This is a genomic window from Bacillus sp. FJAT-27986, assembly GCF_001685035.1.
Taxonomy (GTDB): Bacteria; Bacillota; Bacilli; order Bacillales; family Pradoshiaceae; genus Pradoshia.
On sequence record NZ_MAYV01000001.1, the window covers coordinates 178593 to 197554 of the forward strand.

Annotated in this window: 22 protein-coding genes and 1 pseudogene; 10 read left to right on the forward strand and 13 right to left on the reverse strand. The window is 33.2% G+C overall.

Annotated elements, in window-relative coordinates:
- Positions 1–7 precede the first annotated feature (7 nt).
- The 5 genes from A8L44_RS00790 to A8L44_RS18815 all read right to left on the reverse strand — a co-directional run bounded on the left by A8L44_RS00790 (position 8) and on the right by A8L44_RS18815 (position 2907).
- Positions 8–769, reverse strand: a complete 762-nt coding sequence (locus tag A8L44_RS00790) for a threonine/serine exporter family protein (protein ID WP_225983679.1) — start codon at positions 767–769, stop codon at positions 8–10.
- 362 nt (positions 770–1131) lie between these two features.
- Positions 1132–1305, reverse strand: coding sequence for a hypothetical protein (locus A8L44_RS19095; RefSeq protein WP_225983678.1), 174 nt, complete (start codon positions 1303–1305; stop codon positions 1132–1134).
- Between the two features lie 80 nt (positions 1306–1385).
- Positions 1386–1526: a hypothetical protein gene (locus A8L44_RS19100; RefSeq protein WP_225983677.1), complete on the reverse strand. Its 141-nt coding sequence runs from the start codon at positions 1524–1526 to the stop codon at positions 1386–1388.
- Positions 1527–2089: 563 nt separating this feature from the next.
- Positions 2090–2404, reverse strand: a complete 315-nt coding sequence (locus tag A8L44_RS00800; protein ID WP_066100123.1) for a thioredoxin family protein — start codon at positions 2402–2404, stop codon at positions 2090–2092.
- 356 nt (positions 2405–2760) lie between these two features.
- The gene (locus tag A8L44_RS18815) at positions 2761–2907 is read right to left on the reverse strand and encodes a hypothetical protein (RefSeq protein ID WP_175354211.1); all 147 of its coding nucleotides are present in this window, start codon (positions 2905–2907) and stop codon (positions 2761–2763) included.
- Between the two features lie 681 nt (positions 2908–3588).
- Between A8L44_RS18815 and yfkAB the strand changes: the two genes are divergently transcribed.
- Positions 3589–4716, forward strand: a complete 1128-nt coding sequence (yfkAB, locus tag A8L44_RS00810; protein ID WP_066100129.1) for a radical SAM/CxCxxxxC motif protein YfkAB — start codon at positions 3589–3591, stop codon at positions 4714–4716.
- 283 nt (positions 4717–4999) lie between these two features.
- Positions 5000–5473 carry an 8-oxo-dGTP diphosphatase gene (locus A8L44_RS00815; RefSeq protein WP_175354233.1) on the forward strand — a complete coding sequence of 158 codons (474 nt, stop codon included), beginning with the start codon at positions 5000–5002 and terminating at the stop codon, positions 5471–5473.
- A gap of 175 nt (positions 5474–5648) precedes the next feature.
- On the opposite strand, the gene A8L44_RS00820 is transcribed toward A8L44_RS00815, so the two are convergent.
- Positions 5649–6209, reverse strand: coding sequence for a transglycosylase SLT domain-containing protein (locus A8L44_RS00820; protein WP_066100133.1), 561 nt, complete (start codon positions 6207–6209; stop codon positions 5649–5651).
- Positions 6210–6594: 385 nt separating this feature from the next.
- Between A8L44_RS00820 and A8L44_RS00825 the strand changes: the two genes are divergently transcribed.
- A complete protein-coding gene (locus tag A8L44_RS00825) occupies positions 6595–6966 on the forward strand; it encodes a hypothetical protein (RefSeq protein ID WP_139063781.1) in 372 nt (123 codons plus the stop codon).
- 38 nt (positions 6967–7004) lie between these two features.
- A complete protein-coding gene (locus A8L44_RS00830; RefSeq protein ID WP_066100142.1) occupies positions 7005–7472 on the forward strand; it encodes a hypothetical protein in 468 nt (155 codons plus the stop codon).
- 348 nt (positions 7473–7820) lie between these two features.
- Here the strand turns inward: A8L44_RS00830 and A8L44_RS00835 are convergent, their stop codons facing one another.
- The 3 genes from A8L44_RS00835 to lepB all read right to left on the reverse strand — a co-directional run bounded on the left by A8L44_RS00835 (position 7821) and on the right by lepB (position 9485).
- A complete protein-coding gene (locus A8L44_RS00835) occupies positions 7821–8300 on the reverse strand; it encodes a DinB family protein (protein WP_066100145.1) in 480 nt (159 codons plus the stop codon).
- Positions 8301–8505: 205 nt separating this feature from the next.
- Positions 8506–8802 carry a hypothetical protein gene (locus tag A8L44_RS00840; protein WP_066100150.1) on the reverse strand — a complete coding sequence of 99 codons (297 nt, stop codon included), beginning with the start codon at positions 8800–8802 and terminating at the stop codon, positions 8506–8508.
- Between the two features lie 152 nt (positions 8803–8954).
- Positions 8955–9485: a signal peptidase I gene (gene lepB, locus A8L44_RS00845; protein WP_066102238.1), complete on the reverse strand. Its 531-nt coding sequence runs from the start codon at positions 9483–9485 to the stop codon at positions 8955–8957.
- Between the two features lie 1440 nt (positions 9486–10925).
- On the opposite strand from lepB, the pseudogene A8L44_RS19530 reads away from it, so the two are divergent.
- Positions 10926–11216: pseudogene (locus A8L44_RS19530) on the forward strand (3D domain-containing protein); the annotation flags it as partial.
- Positions 11217–12345: 1129 nt separating this feature from the next.
- Here the strand turns inward: A8L44_RS19530 and gnd are convergent.
- Positions 12346–13242, reverse strand: a complete 897-nt coding sequence (gene gnd, locus A8L44_RS00855; RefSeq protein ID WP_066100157.1) for a phosphogluconate dehydrogenase (NAD(+)-dependent, decarboxylating) — start codon at positions 13240–13242, stop codon at positions 12346–12348.
- 203 nt (positions 13243–13445) lie between these two features.
- Here gnd and A8L44_RS00860 point away from each other — a divergent pair, with 203 nt between their 5' ends.
- Complete coding sequence (locus A8L44_RS00860) at positions 13446–13634, forward strand: hypothetical protein (protein WP_066100161.1); 189 nt, start codon at positions 13446–13448, stop codon at positions 13632–13634.
- Positions 13635–13710: 76 nt separating this feature from the next.
- Positions 13711–14196, forward strand: coding sequence for a DUF2628 domain-containing protein (locus A8L44_RS00865; RefSeq protein WP_066100164.1), 486 nt, complete (start codon positions 13711–13713; stop codon positions 14194–14196).
- A 191-nt stretch (positions 14197–14387) separates the two neighbouring features.
- Here A8L44_RS00865 and A8L44_RS00870 read toward each other — a convergent pair whose 3' ends face one another.
- Positions 14388–15584, reverse strand: coding sequence for a S1C family serine protease (locus A8L44_RS00870; protein WP_066100167.1), 1197 nt, complete (start codon positions 15582–15584; stop codon positions 14388–14390).
- Positions 15585–16117: 533 nt separating this feature from the next.
- On the reverse strand, positions 16118–16351 hold the full coding sequence (locus A8L44_RS00875; protein WP_066100168.1) for a metal ABC transporter permease: 234 nt from the start codon (positions 16349–16351) through the stop codon (positions 16118–16120).
- Between the two features lie 320 nt (positions 16352–16671).
- Between A8L44_RS00875 and A8L44_RS00880 the strand changes: the two genes are divergently transcribed.
- Positions 16672–16974, forward strand: a complete 303-nt coding sequence (locus A8L44_RS00880) for a hypothetical protein (RefSeq protein WP_066100171.1) — start codon at positions 16672–16674, stop codon at positions 16972–16974.
- 62 nt (positions 16975–17036) lie between these two features.
- Here A8L44_RS00880 and A8L44_RS00885 read toward each other — a convergent pair whose 3' ends face one another.
- On the reverse strand, positions 17037–17558 hold the full coding sequence (locus A8L44_RS00885; RefSeq protein ID WP_066100172.1) for a type 1 glutamine amidotransferase domain-containing protein: 522 nt from the start codon (positions 17556–17558) through the stop codon (positions 17037–17039).
- Between the two features lie 212 nt (positions 17559–17770).
- Between A8L44_RS00885 and A8L44_RS00890 the strand changes: the two genes are divergently transcribed.
- Together A8L44_RS00890 and A8L44_RS00895 are read left to right on the forward strand one after the other, a co-directional pair.
- A complete protein-coding gene (locus tag A8L44_RS00890) occupies positions 17771–18361 on the forward strand; it encodes an FtsB family cell division protein (protein WP_066100175.1) in 591 nt (196 codons plus the stop codon).
- Between the two features lie 225 nt (positions 18362–18586).
- A complete protein-coding gene (locus A8L44_RS00895; RefSeq protein ID WP_066100178.1) occupies positions 18587–18943 on the forward strand; it encodes a helix-turn-helix domain-containing protein in 357 nt (118 codons plus the stop codon).
- The last annotated feature ends 19 nt before the right edge of the window (positions 18944–18962 follow it).

Genomic DNA, 18962 nt, shown 5'->3' on the forward strand with positions numbered 1-18962 from the left:
CCGCCTCCTAATTGATAAATAAATAATAGACGGTAGCAATACCCGTACCAATCGCACCCGCAATGAAGACAGCCTCCACTAACCGGATTGTTCCTGAGAGATAATGCTTTGCCATCATATCGCGAATAGCATTGGTCATCGCAATTCCAGGTACAAGCGGTGCAACCGTCCCTATCATGACGGAATTTAAATGACTTCCCATTATACTGTTAATATAATAGGCAACAATCCCACCCAAAAAAGCAGCTATGTATTCCACTATGAATGGTGTTTTCATTATTTTAAAGCCAATTAAATAGGTTATATAACACAAAAGGCCACCAATCATACTAGCCGGTAAATCCACAAATGTGCCATTCATAATCAGCATAACGCTTCCGCTCAATACAGCTGTACAAATAAGTCTGAACCATAAGGGGTAGTCAAGCGGGTCCTGATCCACTGCTTTCAGTTCCGAAAGAACTTCCTCAATTGTCAGACGGCCTTCTGAATACATTCTTGATATTTGATTGACCTTCGTTACCTTTTCAAGATTATGATCCCGATTATCGATTCTAACGAAATTCGTATTGTCCAAGCCTATATTCACAAAAATTCCATTAACTGTCACATATGTAAATGCATTTGTTCCATGCTTTATTCCTAGTGAAGTACTAATCATTCTTTCCATTGTATCCTCTACCCGGCTCGTTTCCGCTCCGTTTTCCAGCATAATACGCCCGGCCAGAAGACTGGCATCAATAATAATCTTATTTTTGTCTACTGCCACTTTCGTCAACTCACTTCACATTTAATATCAATCAATGCCTATATATTGTACAATAATTTTTCTGAAAAGATAGAGGTAAAATGAGCGAAAACTAAAACTTTGTTAATAGAGAGGATAAGACTAATAATCTAACCCTATAATTCACTATTTCGCAATGATTAAGTCGATATTCTTGTTATGAATTATCCAATTATCAGGAAATCCATAAATTAGACTAAATTACTTCAAATATTATACTACTGTAATTCAGCTTAAATAACAGGGCTCTGTCCAGACATTTGTTGCTAATAAATCAATAATGGAGACAGCCGACTATAGCTGTCTCCATTATTGATCTAACGCCCCAATTTATATTATTAGGATTATTCATTTGAATTTAGTTCATCTATTGTCTTGAAAATCCTGGAATATACATCTTTTATATGTTCATCATTTTTTTCATCATTATATAAACCATATCCCCACTTTTTTAATGTATCATCATCTTGTGTTGTAAAAATTCCAACAGCATAACTATTACCTGAAGTCCAATTCATTATTTTATCGTATTCCAAATCTTTTTCAGTAAAAGAGGCATAATGATTTGTTCTCATAAAAAAGTAAGGGATAGCAGAATTTAAGTAAACATCTGCATATTGACTTTCAGCAGCTTCAAAAGGTTATTTTCCGAAATAATGACAGCATCATAAGAGTTCATTTCTTTGTTTGTCATTTCTCCAAATGAAATTTCTGTAAATTCCACTTGTTCTTCTTTCACTTCCGGTTTTTCTCCAACAACAGCTATCCGTAAGGCATTTCCTTCGTATAACTCGAAATCGGGATTTGAAACACAAGCTGATAGGACAGATATTATCAGTATTAAAAATGCAATATTTAAAGATTTCGTTCCGTTTATTTTCTTCAGTTACTCCTTATATTCTCGTTTATTTACATTATATAGTGATAGATATTTTTCATTTGCATGCTAAGGTCCTTCTCTAGGGAGCGAACAGCTTAGCGGATCGAATCCCTCTCCACTCGCTACTGAGTGATTATATTCAAAAAGTTTAATCAGAACGTTCTCACTGGCTATAGAATCCATTCCCATTCAATGAGAAGCATCCATATTAGACCAACCTAGTTTGAGACGTACTATACATATCTACTTCTCTTATAAAGCAAACTATGTAAAATAGGTGCAAAAGCAATAATATATACGAATAAAGCCAATAATAAAGAGCATAACAGATATGATATTCTAATCTGTTATGCTCTTTATTTAATCTACTTTATGCCTGGATAATTTTTCTCAGCAATAGAGATGATTGGTTAACCTCTTTTTTAGAAATTGCTTAAAAAATCTCTGACTTGATCAGGCGTTTTAGCATTAGCGCTATGTAAATGAGCTATTTTTTCTCCATTTTTATAAACTAATAAGGACGGAATTCCCATAACATTTTCTTTTTCTGCCAATTCGGGTAATTCATCTTTATCAATTGTAAACCATTGTTTATCTTGATGCTCCGTAATAATTTCGTCAATAAATAAATCAAGTCGTTTACAATCTGGACACCAAGTAGTCGTAAATATATTTACTGTTAGTTTATCGCTTTTTATTTGATTATCAAATTCTTCTATAGATGTAACTTGTTGCATTCTCTAAATCTCCCTTCTCTTTCTCTATTACTATAGTAAACATTTTAAATACTTTACACATTTTAAATGCTTATTATGATGTTTACAATAATAACTATTCTCTTCATAAATTGGTACAATAGGCTTATATAATGAGATTACTGTAATGGAGGTTTTTTATGCTATAGTTACATCTAATGTCTATAGAATAAACAGAAGAAGCGATTGATTTATTAAAAAACACACTGCAAGAATCAGTAGAGATGTCCTCATTTGGGTCGCTCGTTCGAATGGGTGTAGTTCTATTCGAATGCAGAAAACAATTTTTACATATAAGCTTACCTTTGCTTCTGCTATTTCAATAAATCCTTTTTCTATTAACCGATATGGTCATTCCCAACAGATCCTTTATTATAGTGTGAATCCGTAAAAGCTAGGTTTGTTCTTTTTCTAAGATATTCATCTATTACTACATACAAAATCGCTGCAACAATCCCAAGATAAGCAAAAAATTTAGTCTCCATTGCTACAAATAAAAATCCTGAAAGAAACATTCCATATACTGTAATTTTTATTAGAAGTCGTGCTTTTTTATGCTGTACTAGACCAGCGATTATTTCTCCAATGATTGATGCTATAAATCCATAAAGAAAAACAAACAGGAATGAATATGGAAATGCCAAGAATTAAAAAAATTTAATTACATTATCACTTTGTTCTCCTAAGATATATGAAGTACCTGTAAGAAATAAGGATGTTAATACAGAAACAATAATAACCGATAGTAAATTTCTTATGATTATCCTAATGTTTGCTCCCCCAGTGCGTTAAACTTTACCGTTACATTGTAGATACTAATTTCTTAATCCATCTTGAATTATCACTTATAAAATTCCCCTTAGCTCTCGAAGTATAAATTAAACGCCTACCATCAAAATAAAATTAGCATATTCGTTATATATTTTCCGCTTTTTACCAAATATTTCTGTAAGTGGGGATTAAATCCTCATATCCTACCCATTCTTAACCCAATCATTTATTTTCACTGAAGCTAATAGGATATTCTTATGCCCTTTATCTATTATCCGAGTCTTCTCTCCATTTCAATTTTAATAATTTTATAGAATCTCAATTATAAGAATGTTGACATACTTCTAAATTAATGACCATAATATGGGATATGAATTTTTATGAGGAGTAATAGGATGATCACGAAAAGCACACAAAAAGCAACGCCTTTAAGCCCGGATTATGACCCATGGGAAACCTATATGGATATAGAACAATATGGAAAGCTAACCCTTTCTAATATAGAATTTACAACCACAACTCTATGTAATATGCGTTGTGAGCATTGTGCTGTTGGATATACCCTGCAACCGAAAGATCCTGATGCTCTGCCTTTGGAACTAATCTTACACCGTCTGGAAGAAATCCCTGCTTTACGTTCCATCAGTATAACCGGCGGTGAACCTATGCTCTCAAAAAAGAGTGTTGAAAATTATGTTCAGCCTCTATTAAAATATGCACACTCACGTGGGGTGCGAACACAAATAAATTCTAATTTAACACTTCCGTTAGAGAGATATGAAACAATTATTCCTTATTTGGATGTTTTACATATTTCACATAACTGGGGAACCATCGATGATTTTATAGATGGCGGTTTTGCTATGATGGAAAGAAAACCAACTCGTGAACAGCGAGAAGTCTTATTTAATAGAATTATTACCAATTCCCAGGCATTAACGAAAGCGGGAGTACTCGTATCTGCTGAAACCATGCTCAATAAAAGAACGCTCCCCCATTTAGAACATATTCACAAACAAATTGTTGAAGAAATGGGCTGCCAAAGGCATGAGGTGCATCCTATGTACCCTAGTTCTTTTGCATCTACTTTAGAAACACTTTCATTGGATGAAACAAGAAAAGCCATTCACCATCTTCTGGATATTCGTAATGAAAACATTTGGATGCTGTTTGGTACACTGCCTTTTTACCCATGCAGCCAAAACAGTGAAGATCTCGAATTACTGCAAAGATTATATTCAAGTAAAAACGTGACTGTTCGGAACGACCCTGACGGACGATCTCGTTTAAATGTAAATATCTTTAGTGGTGATGTAATCGTAACTGACTTTGGAGATACTCCGCCACTTGGCAATATTAAGGAGCAGTCATTGCCTGTCGCCTATAATAATTGGATGAAATCAAGCCTGGCCGATTCATTAAATTGCCATTGCCCGACAGTAAAATGCCTAGGTCCAAATGTATTGGTTAAAAACGCTTATTATCCAGAAATGAATTTCAAATTAAATAACACCAATTTATAACGGTTCCATCTTTTAAATACGAACAGACCGCTATTTAAAAAAAGAATGGTCGATTTTTAGAAATCGGCCATTTTTTATGTCTATATAGATAGGAAAGGATCGATTAAACCACCAAACACTTTGTTCAATCCCCGACATCCCTCATTTCTTCTCCATTCTTTTTTATCTTTTGATCAATCTGGTTTATCTAATTTAGTTTGGTGATATTATGGAATTTTAAGGTAAAATTAAATTTAATACCGATAGTTATTAAAGACTGATGATCGAGGTGAATTAGGTGGAACTGGAGCAATCTATTCATTACAAATTTTGGACTGTTTGTTTGGTTCAGAATGGAGATTATGTCCTGTTATTAAATAGACAACACAATCATTTCAAGGGATTTATACCACCAGGAGGAAAAGTAGAGTTTCCAGAAAGTTTTACGGATTCCGCTATTAGAGAAGTGAAAGAAGAGACAGGGTTAAATGTAAGTAATCTTGTCTACAAAGGGCTTTATGAGTATGTCAATCCCGAAAAACATGACAGACATATTATTTTTAACTATTTAGCTACTAGTTTTAGCGGCACATTGTTGCAAAACTCAACCGAGGGTAAACCTGTATGGGTTCATATAGATGAAGCTTCTAATCTCCCTATGCAAGAATCTATAAGAAGAAGATTTCCATTGTTTTTTGAAGAAGGAACATTTGAGATTCAGGTCGAATGGGATAATGAGAGAAATCAAGAAGGTAAAGTTTCTATAAAGAAGACCTAAGCTACTGGTACAGGAGATTCTAGATACTTCTTTTTAATTGCTGTTTAAATAAAATTCTTCCGATAAACCTTAATCATTATAGTACTGTTCCTTATAATTATAGATATTTATGCACTTTCATTAATCAAACAACAACAGCGTCCGATAAACGAACGCTGTTGTTAATTAGTGTTAATTAGAACCATTTTTTAACTTTCGCTAGACATTGGTTATGCTTTTTTATGTAGGCTTTGGCTTTTCCATACTTCTTAAATCCACCTTCACCTTTGTTATAAGCACTCAAGGTAGCTTCTTTTAAAGCAGTACCCTTATAACCTTTTTTCTTATATTTCTTTTGTAAATCGGATAACATGTATGTTCCCCAATTCATATTTACGTATGGATCATAGGGTTTGTTCTTTGTCTTTGTAATTTTAGCTAAATTTTTATGGTTAATTTTATTAATTTGGAAATATCCGTAATTACTTCCACCTTTTGCTTTTACTTTCATATTGCTTTCATGCAGCATCACTGCCAGCGTTTCTTTATAATCCAATCCTCTTTGTTTAGTCATTTTATAGAGATATTGTTGTTGAGCTTTAGGCAAAGGAACTTTTTTTGAATACTTAAATCCAGCTAAACTGCTACTTGCTGCATCAGCTTTTTGTCCCGGTATAGTCGTACTTGCGATTAACGCAAAAATGAATAGTAAACTGATAGCAATTTTCCCAAATAGTTTAGGTTGTAATTTAATCATATAAACTCCTTTTCATTAGCAACTTTTTTACTACTTTTTGTTACTCTTGTACTATATCAAAAGTCTTTGCCAGAAATGTATGAATTCATCAGATTATAACGTTATTGTAAGGATGATGTCTTCTATGTAATCTGTTTGTAAAATAAGTAGTACAATTTCAATATAAAAATGGAGTGAACTGATTTAGAAATCAATATTCTTCTATATAAAAAGGTTTTACTTTTTATAGGAAAATCTATCATTTCAGTATGGTTGCAATAGCAGCAATTCTCTTAGGGGGGTTGGAAAATAAATAAAAAAGAACCGCACACGCACACCCTTTTTTTAGCCACAAAGCTCTGTACTTCAATTTAATAATCCACGAATAGAAGGTGAATCTATGTTTTTGAACGAGTTAGAAAGATACAGAGAAACAGAAATTCTTCAAGCTGCTACTTTTGCCGCCAGTCTTAAACTACAAAAAGAAGAAGCAAAATTGATAGATAATTGGGTGGAATCGTTGATCGAAATCAATACAAAGAAAGAAATAGGGAGCAAACAAACGGAGGGTTTTTTTTCGATTTATAATACTCTGCAGGAAGCATCAGATTCTTTAGATAGTAGTTCTTTAAAATATATTTTAGGTCGGCTTCTTAAGATTTACGACTCTATGTGGGGCAATGTTTTTTCATCCGTTATAGATCGTACTACATGGAAGATTAAAGAGTATATAGATGAAGCATTTTCTTTAATAGGTTTGATTATATTTGGAAAATAGAAAAACTAAGTAAATTCTTTCATTCTGCTGATTTTTTTATGCGCAATAAAGCTCTTAAATACCTACTGGACCTAAATGAGATAAGAGGATTCCATCATACTATCAAGGATTTCAAGAAAATTATAGGATTTATAAAACCAGATAATACGGATATCATACATTACCTTGTTCATTACAAAGTAAATAATAATCAGGGGTGCTATCAAATTATAAGCTTCATTTTTAATGATCTCAAAACTAATAGTTACAGGACATTCGAAATTAAAAGAGATTGTATAATTTGGTTAGATAATGCTGTTGGCAGTTCACCAAAAAAGCCTTGGTTGGACAAATTAACAGCTATTCAGAAAGAGCTTAAAGATGAGGAACTACTAAAAATAGCTCGTTGGATTTTGAATCATGGAGATTTCGAAAAGGAACAAAGTACAGGATGGACTGATGGAGTTTATAAAAAATTACAAAAATCTTCATTATGGTATTTGGATATTCGAATTAATGATATTTAAGGAGGTCAGCCATTTAACAGTACCATTAAAACATTTCCGTTTCTTAAAAAAACATATCCATTGGGAATTGCGAGGCTTTTAGATATATTATATATTACAGTTTCTGATCACTTTATGGATTCCATATGCACTTTAAGTGCACTTCTTCATATTTTTCCAAGAAAATCATTACAAATAATTATTATTTAGAGTTATATAATTTAATTGATTTAGCACAAGGGATATATGGCTACTAATTAAAGAGGAAAACAAATAAATGGAGTTGAATGTTTTTTTATTCTATCATGCATATAAAATAGGGATTCATTCAGCTTTTTTTACTTGTCTTCCTATAAGGATTAAATTATTTTAACTTAATACCTCTTGAGATGTAACAAGCTTTTTCAATGCAAGAATATTCCCCAAATGTATTCCTTCATGAAAAATAGTTCTAACGAGGACTTGTTCCACTGTAAACATTCCAGATTCCGTTACAGAATATTCTTCTTCCAGTCTTTCTCCATATAAATCTCGAATCATAAAAGGCTGTACAGCAAGCAGTCTTTTTAAATAATCAAGTTTAGGAACCTCTCCCCTCCAATCTTCCGGGCTCGTACCATAACCAAACCATTCATTAAAATGATTAGGCAGGATGATTGGTTCCTTTGTCAAATGTTGAATCCACAAATATTGATCCAGGTATACATGTCCCAGGTTCCATCGTATATTATTTCGAAATCCCTCAGGTACAATATTCACCTCATCCTCATTCATCGAATCCACCGCCACTAACAATTCATGCCGATAATCAGCCAATTGCTTAAAGAGTACTTCATGTCTTTTTAACATATTCAACCCTCCTAAATTGTGGTATATCCATTTATTTCGGGCTGTGATTGACAATTCCCTTCCTACTTTGTAACCAATTAGAATAACTATTTAAATGAAGCTAAAAATCAACTAAATTACCATTCCATAGTACGAAACCTCTAAAGATAAGAAATTCAATTCAATCAAAAAAACATCCAATCTTGGTTGGATGTTTTCTTCTTTATCAGGAGGACTTTAGACACTTAAGTATAGTAAGCTGCATCGATATACCGTCTGTTATGATTTTTTTCCGTTCCTTTATCTTGTAATTCATTCCATCAACGATAAAATGTCCATTGCCAGAGTAGGCAACATATTTCCCTTGTTTCTCCAACTCATATTTAATGGCAACTACATATTCATTCGCATTTGGATACGTTTCATTCATCCTGAGTATAATTGTATTTCTCTCATCCCGTTTATATTTAATAAACAATAAAAAAGCAATCATAACAATGAATAAAGTTAATATATACACCACGCAGACTACCTCCGCCTCCATATATTAACTTTATTTTATAACAAAAAATGACAATACACCACATACTTTACTATTATTAAGAAATTCACTTTTTATAAACTATTAATATGTACTTGAAATAGAATTATTTTTCATTGATTTAAGAAGACTCCTCAGTCCAGTTTTCTTAAATCGGTAAATGGATAAAAGACATATTTACCTTGTCCTATAACCTGATCCTGTTTAATTAACCCTAATCCATTGCGACTATCCATACTTACAAGACGATTATCACCCATAACAAAATATTCATTTTCAGGAATAAGAATCGCTTCGAAATCTCCATTTGATTTTTCGCCTTCTTCATGGGTTTCTTGTCGATTTTTATCCAGATATCTTTCCTTTTTCTGAACATCATTAATATAAAGGATATTATTTTTTACTTCAATCTTATCCCCTGCTACACCAATTATTCTCTTAATGAACATTTCACTGTTATCACCCTTAATGATGACAATATCTCCTCTATTATATTTCTTTTCTACTAATGATTTACTGACCAGTATTCTCTCTTGATTGCGGAGAGTAGGTTCCATCGATACTCCTTCCACTTTATACGGAGTAAATAGGAAAGTCCTGATTAACATAATGACAGCAACAATGATCAGAATGGACTTTAACCAGCTAAATGTTTCATTTTTCATATTTCTATCAGGAATCAAATAATTCACCTCATCTTTCTAAAAGGGCTGGAACTCAAGTAATAAAACTTTTCAATCCTCCAAGCATATAAGGCATTATTTAAGTTCTTATGTATCCAGTCAATTCTTTATTACATACTATCCAGATATGGCATCAGTTACTCTCTTTCGTTCCGATATCTGACTAAAAACAATCTCCTCATCTTTATAAGCTCTCGACATACGGTAATTTAGCGTTTCATTAGCAGATTTCTAACAAATTGTTATCGTGTTTCTTCTATTATATTGATTCTTTCAAGAACTGATTAATTATCTTTTTGACGAATTAAGTCCGTTAACCTAATTTATTTAAAAAAACCTTAGAACTATGTCATATTTTAGGGTATAATAGGAATAGATTATTTTATTACAACAAAAGAATGAAAATCGACCAGCTAATATGCTTCCTTACATACAGGAAAATGAATTTACTAAAGTTTCTTTTAATTACTAATTAGTTATCAACATCCATTCTCTTAAAAACTAAATTTACATCTATTCTTATAACTACGAACTATAATTTTTGATATTTTCATTTTTTACTTTATAGCAATCACACCCATCCATTACCCTTTTCTTCCAATTTTAAGCATTGTTTTTCATAAGTTTAATATTTTTTCTCAGTTTTTTTAATCTCTTTTTTTACCATTAATTCAAAATAATGGATATTTTTGTGACAATTATGACAAAAACTCCTCTATCTAAATTTACTAGAAAAATATATTAATACCATGGTTTTATTAAGTTTTTTTACCTATAGTTTTCTGAATATTCAAATTATTAGATATGTATTTGACATATTCCCGTTATATCAGTAATGAATTTATCATCTCCTCGTTATTACTTCTTTCTCGTAAACCTGATAAGATTGTCACTGTTAGCTCAAAACAAACAATTTTAGGAGGTTCAAACTACATGAAGAAAACTTTGTTATCATTCGTAGCGGTAGCTTCCATCGCCGTTGCTATGGGCGGACCCCAAGCATCTGCCCAAGAAATCACAATCAAAAAAGGTGATACACTATGGGGTATCTCAAATAAATACGACACTTCTGTTGATCATATTAAAGAACTCAATAATTTAGATTCCGATATCATTATTGAGAATACTAAATTGATCGTAAAGGAAGACCAACCAAAAACTTATACCGTTAAAAAAGGTGATAGTCTTTGGAAGATAGCTGTTAAAAATAAAATCTCTATTAATCAGCTAAAAAGTTGGAATAGCTTAAATTCAGAAATTATTCAACCAGGTCAAGTCCTTAATTTGTCTGGTGTAGGCCAACCGGCAAAAAATAATACTGAAGCTGTTCAACAAAAAACAACAACTACATCAACAACTACTAAAACTGAAACAAAAACAGAGACAACAACTACTACTGCAAAGTCTACTGGGCAAAAAGCAGGAAAAACTCTCTCTGTTTCAGCCACAGCTTATACAGCTAGTTGTAACGGTTGTTCTGGCGTCACTGCTACCGGAGTCGATTTAAATGCGAATCCAAATGCTAAAGTAATCGCAGTTGACCCTAGTGTAATTCCATTAGGTTCAAAAGTTTATGTTGAAGGTTATGGATATGCTACTGCTGCTGATACCGGTGGTGCTATTAAAGGGAACAAAATAGATGTTTTCATCCCTACACAAGATGCTGCTCTTAATTGGGGACGTAAACAAGTTAACATTCAAATTTTAAACTAACACATTTCGCTTTAAACGACACCTTCGAGTTTACATCCAGTTCTCGAAGGTGTTTTATATATATTTTTCTTTTTCAATCTACTAACTCTCCTTAAAAACAACTGAAATACATTCTTACTCACCCTGTCTAAACCTACGTACAACACTATAAATATATCAAGAACAATTACAATCAATTAATTTTATTTATGATCTATTCATCCTCATGACTTCTTAAGGGTATCGGGGATTTAAATAGCATGACCTCTTTAAAGTCAGGTTCCGCTCATCTTCCATTTATAATGATAAAGATAGAACTTTGTGATGCTACTGACAAAACAATAAGCCAATCTTTTTTAATCTAATTTTGTTTATTAAAAGCTGTTTCTCGTATTTTTATTGGCTTATTAAATCTTGAAAATCACATATTTATTTCTTATGAATTATGAATTGAGAATCATCGGTTACTTCAATAAATCATCTATGTCCATTCAATGAACCACTTCCTGTAAAGTAATTCCTATATAGGAATTTAAATAGCTACTCGAATATACTTATTCTACATCTCCAAATCATTATTTATCATTTCTTTAAGTATTATGATTTACTAATTAACTTTGTGGGTCGCTTCTATAAAATGCTGTTTTCTAATAGATTTTGATTTATAAGAAGAATAAAATTACTATTTTGTGGTGCCATTATATATGAAGTTAGCTACTTCAACAAACCAAAAAAGAGTATGTCATAGTGGAAAATAAACATTTTGAGGATGTTTATACAGGGGATTATCTAAAATTATTCGTGATAATGAGACAGGAGTCCTATATTTTCATGATAGCTTTCCAGCTTCCGAATTGACTGTCATGGGCGATAAAGGATGGAAAGCCTTTAATTGATAATAATCTCCCATTCCGCAGTCGGGGACTTAGTTGAATAATCCGTTGTCCGTTTCCTAATGAAGCTGGCTTTTTCACACTTCCATAAATATTTTTCCGTGATAAACTTTATATCTTTGTTAAAAGTATTTGATTCACTCGTTCTTTGGTCGCAAAGAGTTGATCAAATTAGTAACAAATCCCCTATACAAAGAGCATACCTCCATTAACAGGTATGCTTGTTCATTAATCTATTAATCATGTACTACTTGTATTTATTCATTTTTTTCGACTTTATGGCCGCCAAACTCATTTCTTAAAGCAGCTACAACCTTACCGTTAAATGTGTCATTTTCCTGTGAGCGAAAACGCATTAATAGGGCCAATGCCATTACTGGTGTCGAGGCTTGAAGGTCTAAAGCAGTTTCTAGTGCCCATTTTCCTTCACCAGACGAATGCATAACTCCCTTAATTTCTTCCAAACGGGCATCTTTAGCAAAAGCTTGCTCCGTTAATTCCATTAACCAGGAGCGCACAACCGATCCATTATTCCAGACTCTTGCTACTTGTTCATAATCAAAATTAAACTCACTTTTTTCGAGGATTTCAAATCCCTCACCAATAGCTGCCATCATCCCATACTCAATTCCGTTATGAACCATTTTTAAATAATGTCCGCTCCCCGAATCACCTGCATATAAGTACCCATTTGGTACGGAAGTGGCTGCAAATAATGGTTCAATTACTTTCCATGCGTTTTGATTGCCACCAATCATATAACATGCCCCATTTCTTGCTCCTTCCATTCCCCCGGAAGTACCGACATCCATAAAATAGATTCCAGCTTCTTTTAATACCCTGCTTCGTCTCATCGATTCCTTATAATTTGAATTTCCCCCATCTATTAAAATATCTCCAGGACTTAACAGTGGAAAAAGCTCTTCTATAACATTATCAACCACAGTATGTGGTACCATCAGCCATATGACTCTGGGTTGCTCCAGTTTATCCACTATGTCTTTCATATTAGGACTGCCAATGGCTCCATATTTTTGAAGGCTCTCAACCGAAGCTGAATTTACATCATAAGCATGCACAATAATTTGGTGGTCTATTAAATTTTTAGCCAAATTCATCCCCATCTTGCCAAGACCAATTAAACCTAACTTCATCAAGTCTCCTCCTTATTAATATCTTTATTAGTTACATACCGTTATTTTCAACAAATAAACCTTTCAATCCTTCACATCTTGCCAAATAGTCTAATACTAAACTTTCGAATTCTTAATTGTGCAGTGAGGTTTCCAATTCTTTGCCTAATCAACAAAAATTGGTTAAAATTCTATATAGATAAATAATAAAGGAGAGTAATAAGATGGCAATTTGCAAAGAATGCTTTGATGGGAATATAGTTGATGAACAACATGAGCAATATGAAAATCTAGACCGTGAGTTAGTTCGCCTTATTGAAGTAAGCCATTTTTCCTATGACGAAGCCTTTAAAAGGGCAACCAGATTATATCCTGCCATAAAGAAATGTCCTGAGTGCAATGGCAAAATATAATAGCTTAATAATAAAATTTAGTAGCAGTCATTGATCAACCATCATTCAATCGTGTAAATAAAAATGAGGTATTTTTATGGTTAAATTAGAAGATTCTCAGCAGGAAAAACAAAATATAAAGGTATATATCGGCGATCACTATCATTCATTTTTAAATGAGAATCATAGAATTAAAAGTTGGAATTTTTTCGGTTTAGTCTTCGGGATGTTCTGGCTTGCATATCGAAAAAGATATCTGATTGTCGGTATTTTCATCCTGATTGATATTTTGGTATCTCTTCTATTCCGTAATCACCTGTTTTATTGGTTAGTTTTTGCCGCATTAATGCACCTTTATATAGGCAGAAGCGGTAATCTTTTATATTTAGCCGGTACAAAAAAACATGTTGAACAGATAAGACGTAAACATCCACATCTCGATGAAAAGGAGATGAAACGCTTACTAATAAAAAAAGGGCGAACCAGCTGGTGTTTTATTTTGCCTTTACTTATCTATTTTGTTCTTATTCATACCTATGTGTTTATCGACGATATTAAAATTATAGTAGCCTCATATTTTTAAATGATACTTAACAAAAAATTAGAGTGATTATCCAAATCACTCTAACACTATTGACCTATAAGGTTTTCAATTTAGATCAGACGATTCCTATCCTTCGGCAAATATGTACATTTTTTCCCTCTGTCTATTATAATTAGACCCCAAAATTACTTCAGCGAAAATTCCATAATGGATAACCTTACAGAAGTTGATTATTCTTCGTTCTCCTTTTGTTCTTTTACAGAAATACTTACTGGTTTTTCGTCACTGGGTTCTACTATTAATTGTTCCTCTTGTTTATTGTCTAAAAGATTTCCTTCAATAACATCCTCTTTTTCAGCCTCAGATTGATTATTATATTCCCCATCTACCTCATACCAGTCTTCAGGAATTTCGTAATAAACCCCTGGCTCATCAGTTGTTTCTCCACCTTCAAAATATCCTTCGTCAATTTCTTCATCTTCTTCCTCAAAATGAAAATCACCGGTCTCCGTATAAAACAAGCCTGGTATATCACTCTCCGATAACGGATTTGAAACCCAACCACTGATAAACGAATAAACATCCTTCAGGGGAATGCTAAACCCAATTGATTCATCCTCAATCGATCTCGCTGAATTGATTCCAATTACTTTGCCTGATTTTACAGATACTAATGGACCGCCACTGCTTCCAGGAGATATCCGAGCAGTCATTTGGTAAATATTTTCATATATACGCTCCCCAATATAAAAACTTCGGTTAATGGCTGCAATTGTTCCCAAAGTTGCTGTATTAGTTTTTGCGAGCGGACTCCCCAATGCTATTACTTCCTCACCTATCGAAGCATATTCCTGGGTAGCTAGCCCCAAGGATTGCTGATTCGCCAATTCAGGTATCCTGATAATTGCGACATCATGGATATTCGAATATCCAATGACTTTTCCTGCATAGGATTGACTTGTATAATCGATTGCTGTTATATCAACAGAGCCCTCTACTACATGAGCATTTGTAAGGATATCTCCATGATCATTAATGATAAATCCAGTACCTTGATTATCCTCAGTGAAAATAGTAAAAACTTTTGCAAGTGATTCAGTTATAATCTCAGAAACCTCTTTTTTGGTATCTACTTTTATTTCAGTTGCCGGTTTAGGCGTTGTTTTAATTTCCTCTGCTTGATTCGTTTTTCCATTCTCTTTATGTACCAATTTTATTTCTTTTATGCTTCCATATTCGACCTGCTTATGATTATCCGTTTGATTTGCAGCTAATAAATAGATGCTTGCTGAAAGAATAGCGATGATACTAAAAGAAACCAAGACAACTTTTGATCTTTTTCTTTTTGGTCCATTCTTCAATTTACCACAATGCAAACAGTACTTACTTCGGGTATTTATTTCATTCTGACAATAGCGACATTTCATTCTTTACACCTGCTTCTTCATTGACAGCTAAATGACCATCATCTCTTATACATTATTTCGTCATTCACGCCAGAAAAATGAAGCATGGTCATAAAATATTCTACAATTCAGCGTAGAATAGCCTAATAAGAGCTAAACTGAAAAAGAAAAACGATAGCACACCGTTTACTATAGCTAATCCCTTATGTTTTAAACGTATTTGTTCAATACACGTCACCATAAACATGAATCCTATCGACATATGCAAGTACGGATAAAGCCAAATGCTCTCTTTAACGACAAAAATAAGCTATTACAATTACAAGTGAAGAACTGATGAACTTAAAAACTTTCATAAAAACTCCTTTTATCCTTTTTACCTAAAATCTTCCCTTAGCATGTTACCATACTTTAAACCGCCAGATGAATAAAGAACATAAACAAAACAAGGATTGCTCAATAAACTGCTTCTGTTCAGCTTATTAGACAATCGCTTCATTTACCTTTGAACATTTTAAATAAAATAATTTCTTAATTTTCTATGTTGGAAATTTTTAAACACGATTCCATGGGTAGGTGAGAACAAAAACACGTCCAAAAATCAAGCCAGACACTGCAACCATACAACCGGCAATAGAGACATATAAAACAACGGCTGTGTAATAACCGAAAACGGAGCTTACCCCAACTATTAAACTGATCATAATCATGACACTCAGGCGCTCTGTTAAAAGATAGGCAGTTGAGGCCGGTATAATCAACATACCTATAACAAGAATAGCGCCCACACTCTCCCCCCTTTAAAAAACACTTATAAACCTTTAAAATATCAATATCACTAAAAAAGTTTTATAAGTGTATCTATTCCATCCCATTCGCTCTCCAAGAACCCTTTTTATTTATAATAATTATAAATAAAAAATATTACAGTTTTGGTCATTTAAAAGAACTTTCTCCATATTAAATTTTAGTTAACAATATCGAAAATCTAGCTATGGTGAAAATTCAGATAAAATTATATAATTAAATCTTATAGGACACCATACACACATGTTTCTTATAAAAAACTCATGTTAAGAGTAGAATAATAAATTAGGAGGGAACTTGTATGAAGGTCATTGTGTATAAAAAAGATATCGATCAATTCCTGGCTGATTTTAAATCTATCTCTTCTTATGATGAAGTTGGTAAGAAGTATTACTTTATCTTTGAAGACCATATTAGAGGTGGCCACTGGACCTTAATGTTTTATGATAAAGAAGGAAAATGGACAGCGCATGGTAAGGGAGAGTTTTATAGCGACATAGATGAATTACAGCTTTCAGGTGATCAATTAAAACTTTTCATTTACAAAAACAGAAAATATATTAATAATGTGATTCGACAATTAAGAGTAGCTATTCCATCTTAAGTCTTAGGATCCACAGACAATATAAAGAAGCCAGTGTTTACATTTAAACACTGGCTTCTTTATTAGTTCTCTAGTACTTTGATAAATTCACGCATGTAATCCGGTAAATCAGGCGGGCGTCGACTTGAAACAATATGTCCGTCTACGATAACCGCTTCATCATACCAGGAAGCTCCTGCATTGACCATATCATCTCGTATTCCAGGTGTACTTGTCACCTTTACTCCCTTTAAAATATCAGCTGATATCAATACCCAGCCTGCATGGCAAATTTGTCCGATTGGTTTTTGCCGTTCATCCATTTTTTGGATAAACTCTAATACTTCTGGAAATCTGCGAAGTTTATCAGGAGCCCAGCCTCCAGGAACTAAAACTGCGTCATAATCATTTGGATTTACTTCTGCAAAGCTATACTCACTTTCTGCGGGTACGCCATACTTGCCAATATACTTGACTTTTGCCTGTTCACCCGCCAAATGAACTATTGCTCCTTCTTCACGCAGTCGATGAATTGGATACCACAATTCGAGGTCCTCAAATTCATGATGTACAAAACTTAGAATCTTCTTATCCTTTAATCTCATAATGTCACTCCCTATCAATCATTTCTTATGTACCTATTCCCTATTCTTATAAAACTATTCTTCGTAATCATATCACCACTTATGCATTTATTAAATCAATTTTATCAACACACTTTAGCAACTCAAGATAAAACGGAATATTCGCATTTTAGACTACACATCTAGCCTATTTATTTATAAAATTATATTAAAATAACAAGAGGGAGATTCATATGAGAAAATTAAACACAAGAAAAATAGTACTATTATTTGTTTTAGCAGGTTTGTTTAGCCTCGGATTAATCATTCAATATTACTATCAGCATTCTAAAGCTTCCGCTGAGCTGGAACAATTAAATAAAGAAATTAATCTTGCTAAAGAAAACAATAAACAGTTGGAAAGGGAAATCATAAATTTACACAAAGAAATCGAAAAATACGCCGAAGAGGAATCACCTATTACCGATGATGTTGATTCAAATATAAACTCCACAGAAGATAAAATAAACACTGCTGATACAACGAATACGGTTGAAGATGAAACAACCAAACTCTCGTCTGATGAAGAAAACGAAAAACAACAGGGCACTTCTGATCTCGAATCCGCTCAGGATCAGGCTATTAATCTCGTAAAGGATCATATTAATTATACCAATGAATCAAACGTTCATTTCGAAGTCCAAGGGAAGATATCAGGCACTGAGGATTTATCTATACATGTATATGAAGTAGTAGTTGATGAGGGAGAAAGCCAGCATACCGCAACCTGGGGATGGTATGGAGTTAACGTTACAACAGGAAAAGTTTACGAAATTAATGGTTGAGCCATACTGATTGGCAATACTTAAATATGGATTACGGCATTGTTTAGACAACAAGAAGGATAAAAGAGATCATAGGCACAATTTGGGTGATTTCTAATTATGCACGATAAAAAGACATATAAAATGTACTATAAAGAGACATTTTACACCTTATTACTCGCTCATTTGTAACTTTTGTCCTATAATATATATATACAATACGTTTCGTAAAAGGTGGGAGCAACCATGAAATCCTCTTTTGGAAGCAGGTTAAAAGAGTTGCGTAAAGAGAAGCGTTTGTCACAGGAAGAACTAGGAGCTATTATAGGGGTCGCACAATCAACCATGGGATCTTACGAACGGGAAACACGCGAACCAAGTATTGACGGAATATTGGAACTTGCCCATTATTTTGATGTATCTGTCGATTATTTACTGGGTAACTCTAATGAACGAAAAATACCTGAATTAACACAGTTACAAGGATCCTATGACTTGCATAAATTCATGCATGAGAATGAGATTGTGCTATATGGCAGAACCTTAACAGAGGATGAAAAACAGCGTCTGTTAGATATCTCATTAGGCCTCTTCTATCGTTAATCATTTACCGGATACAGGC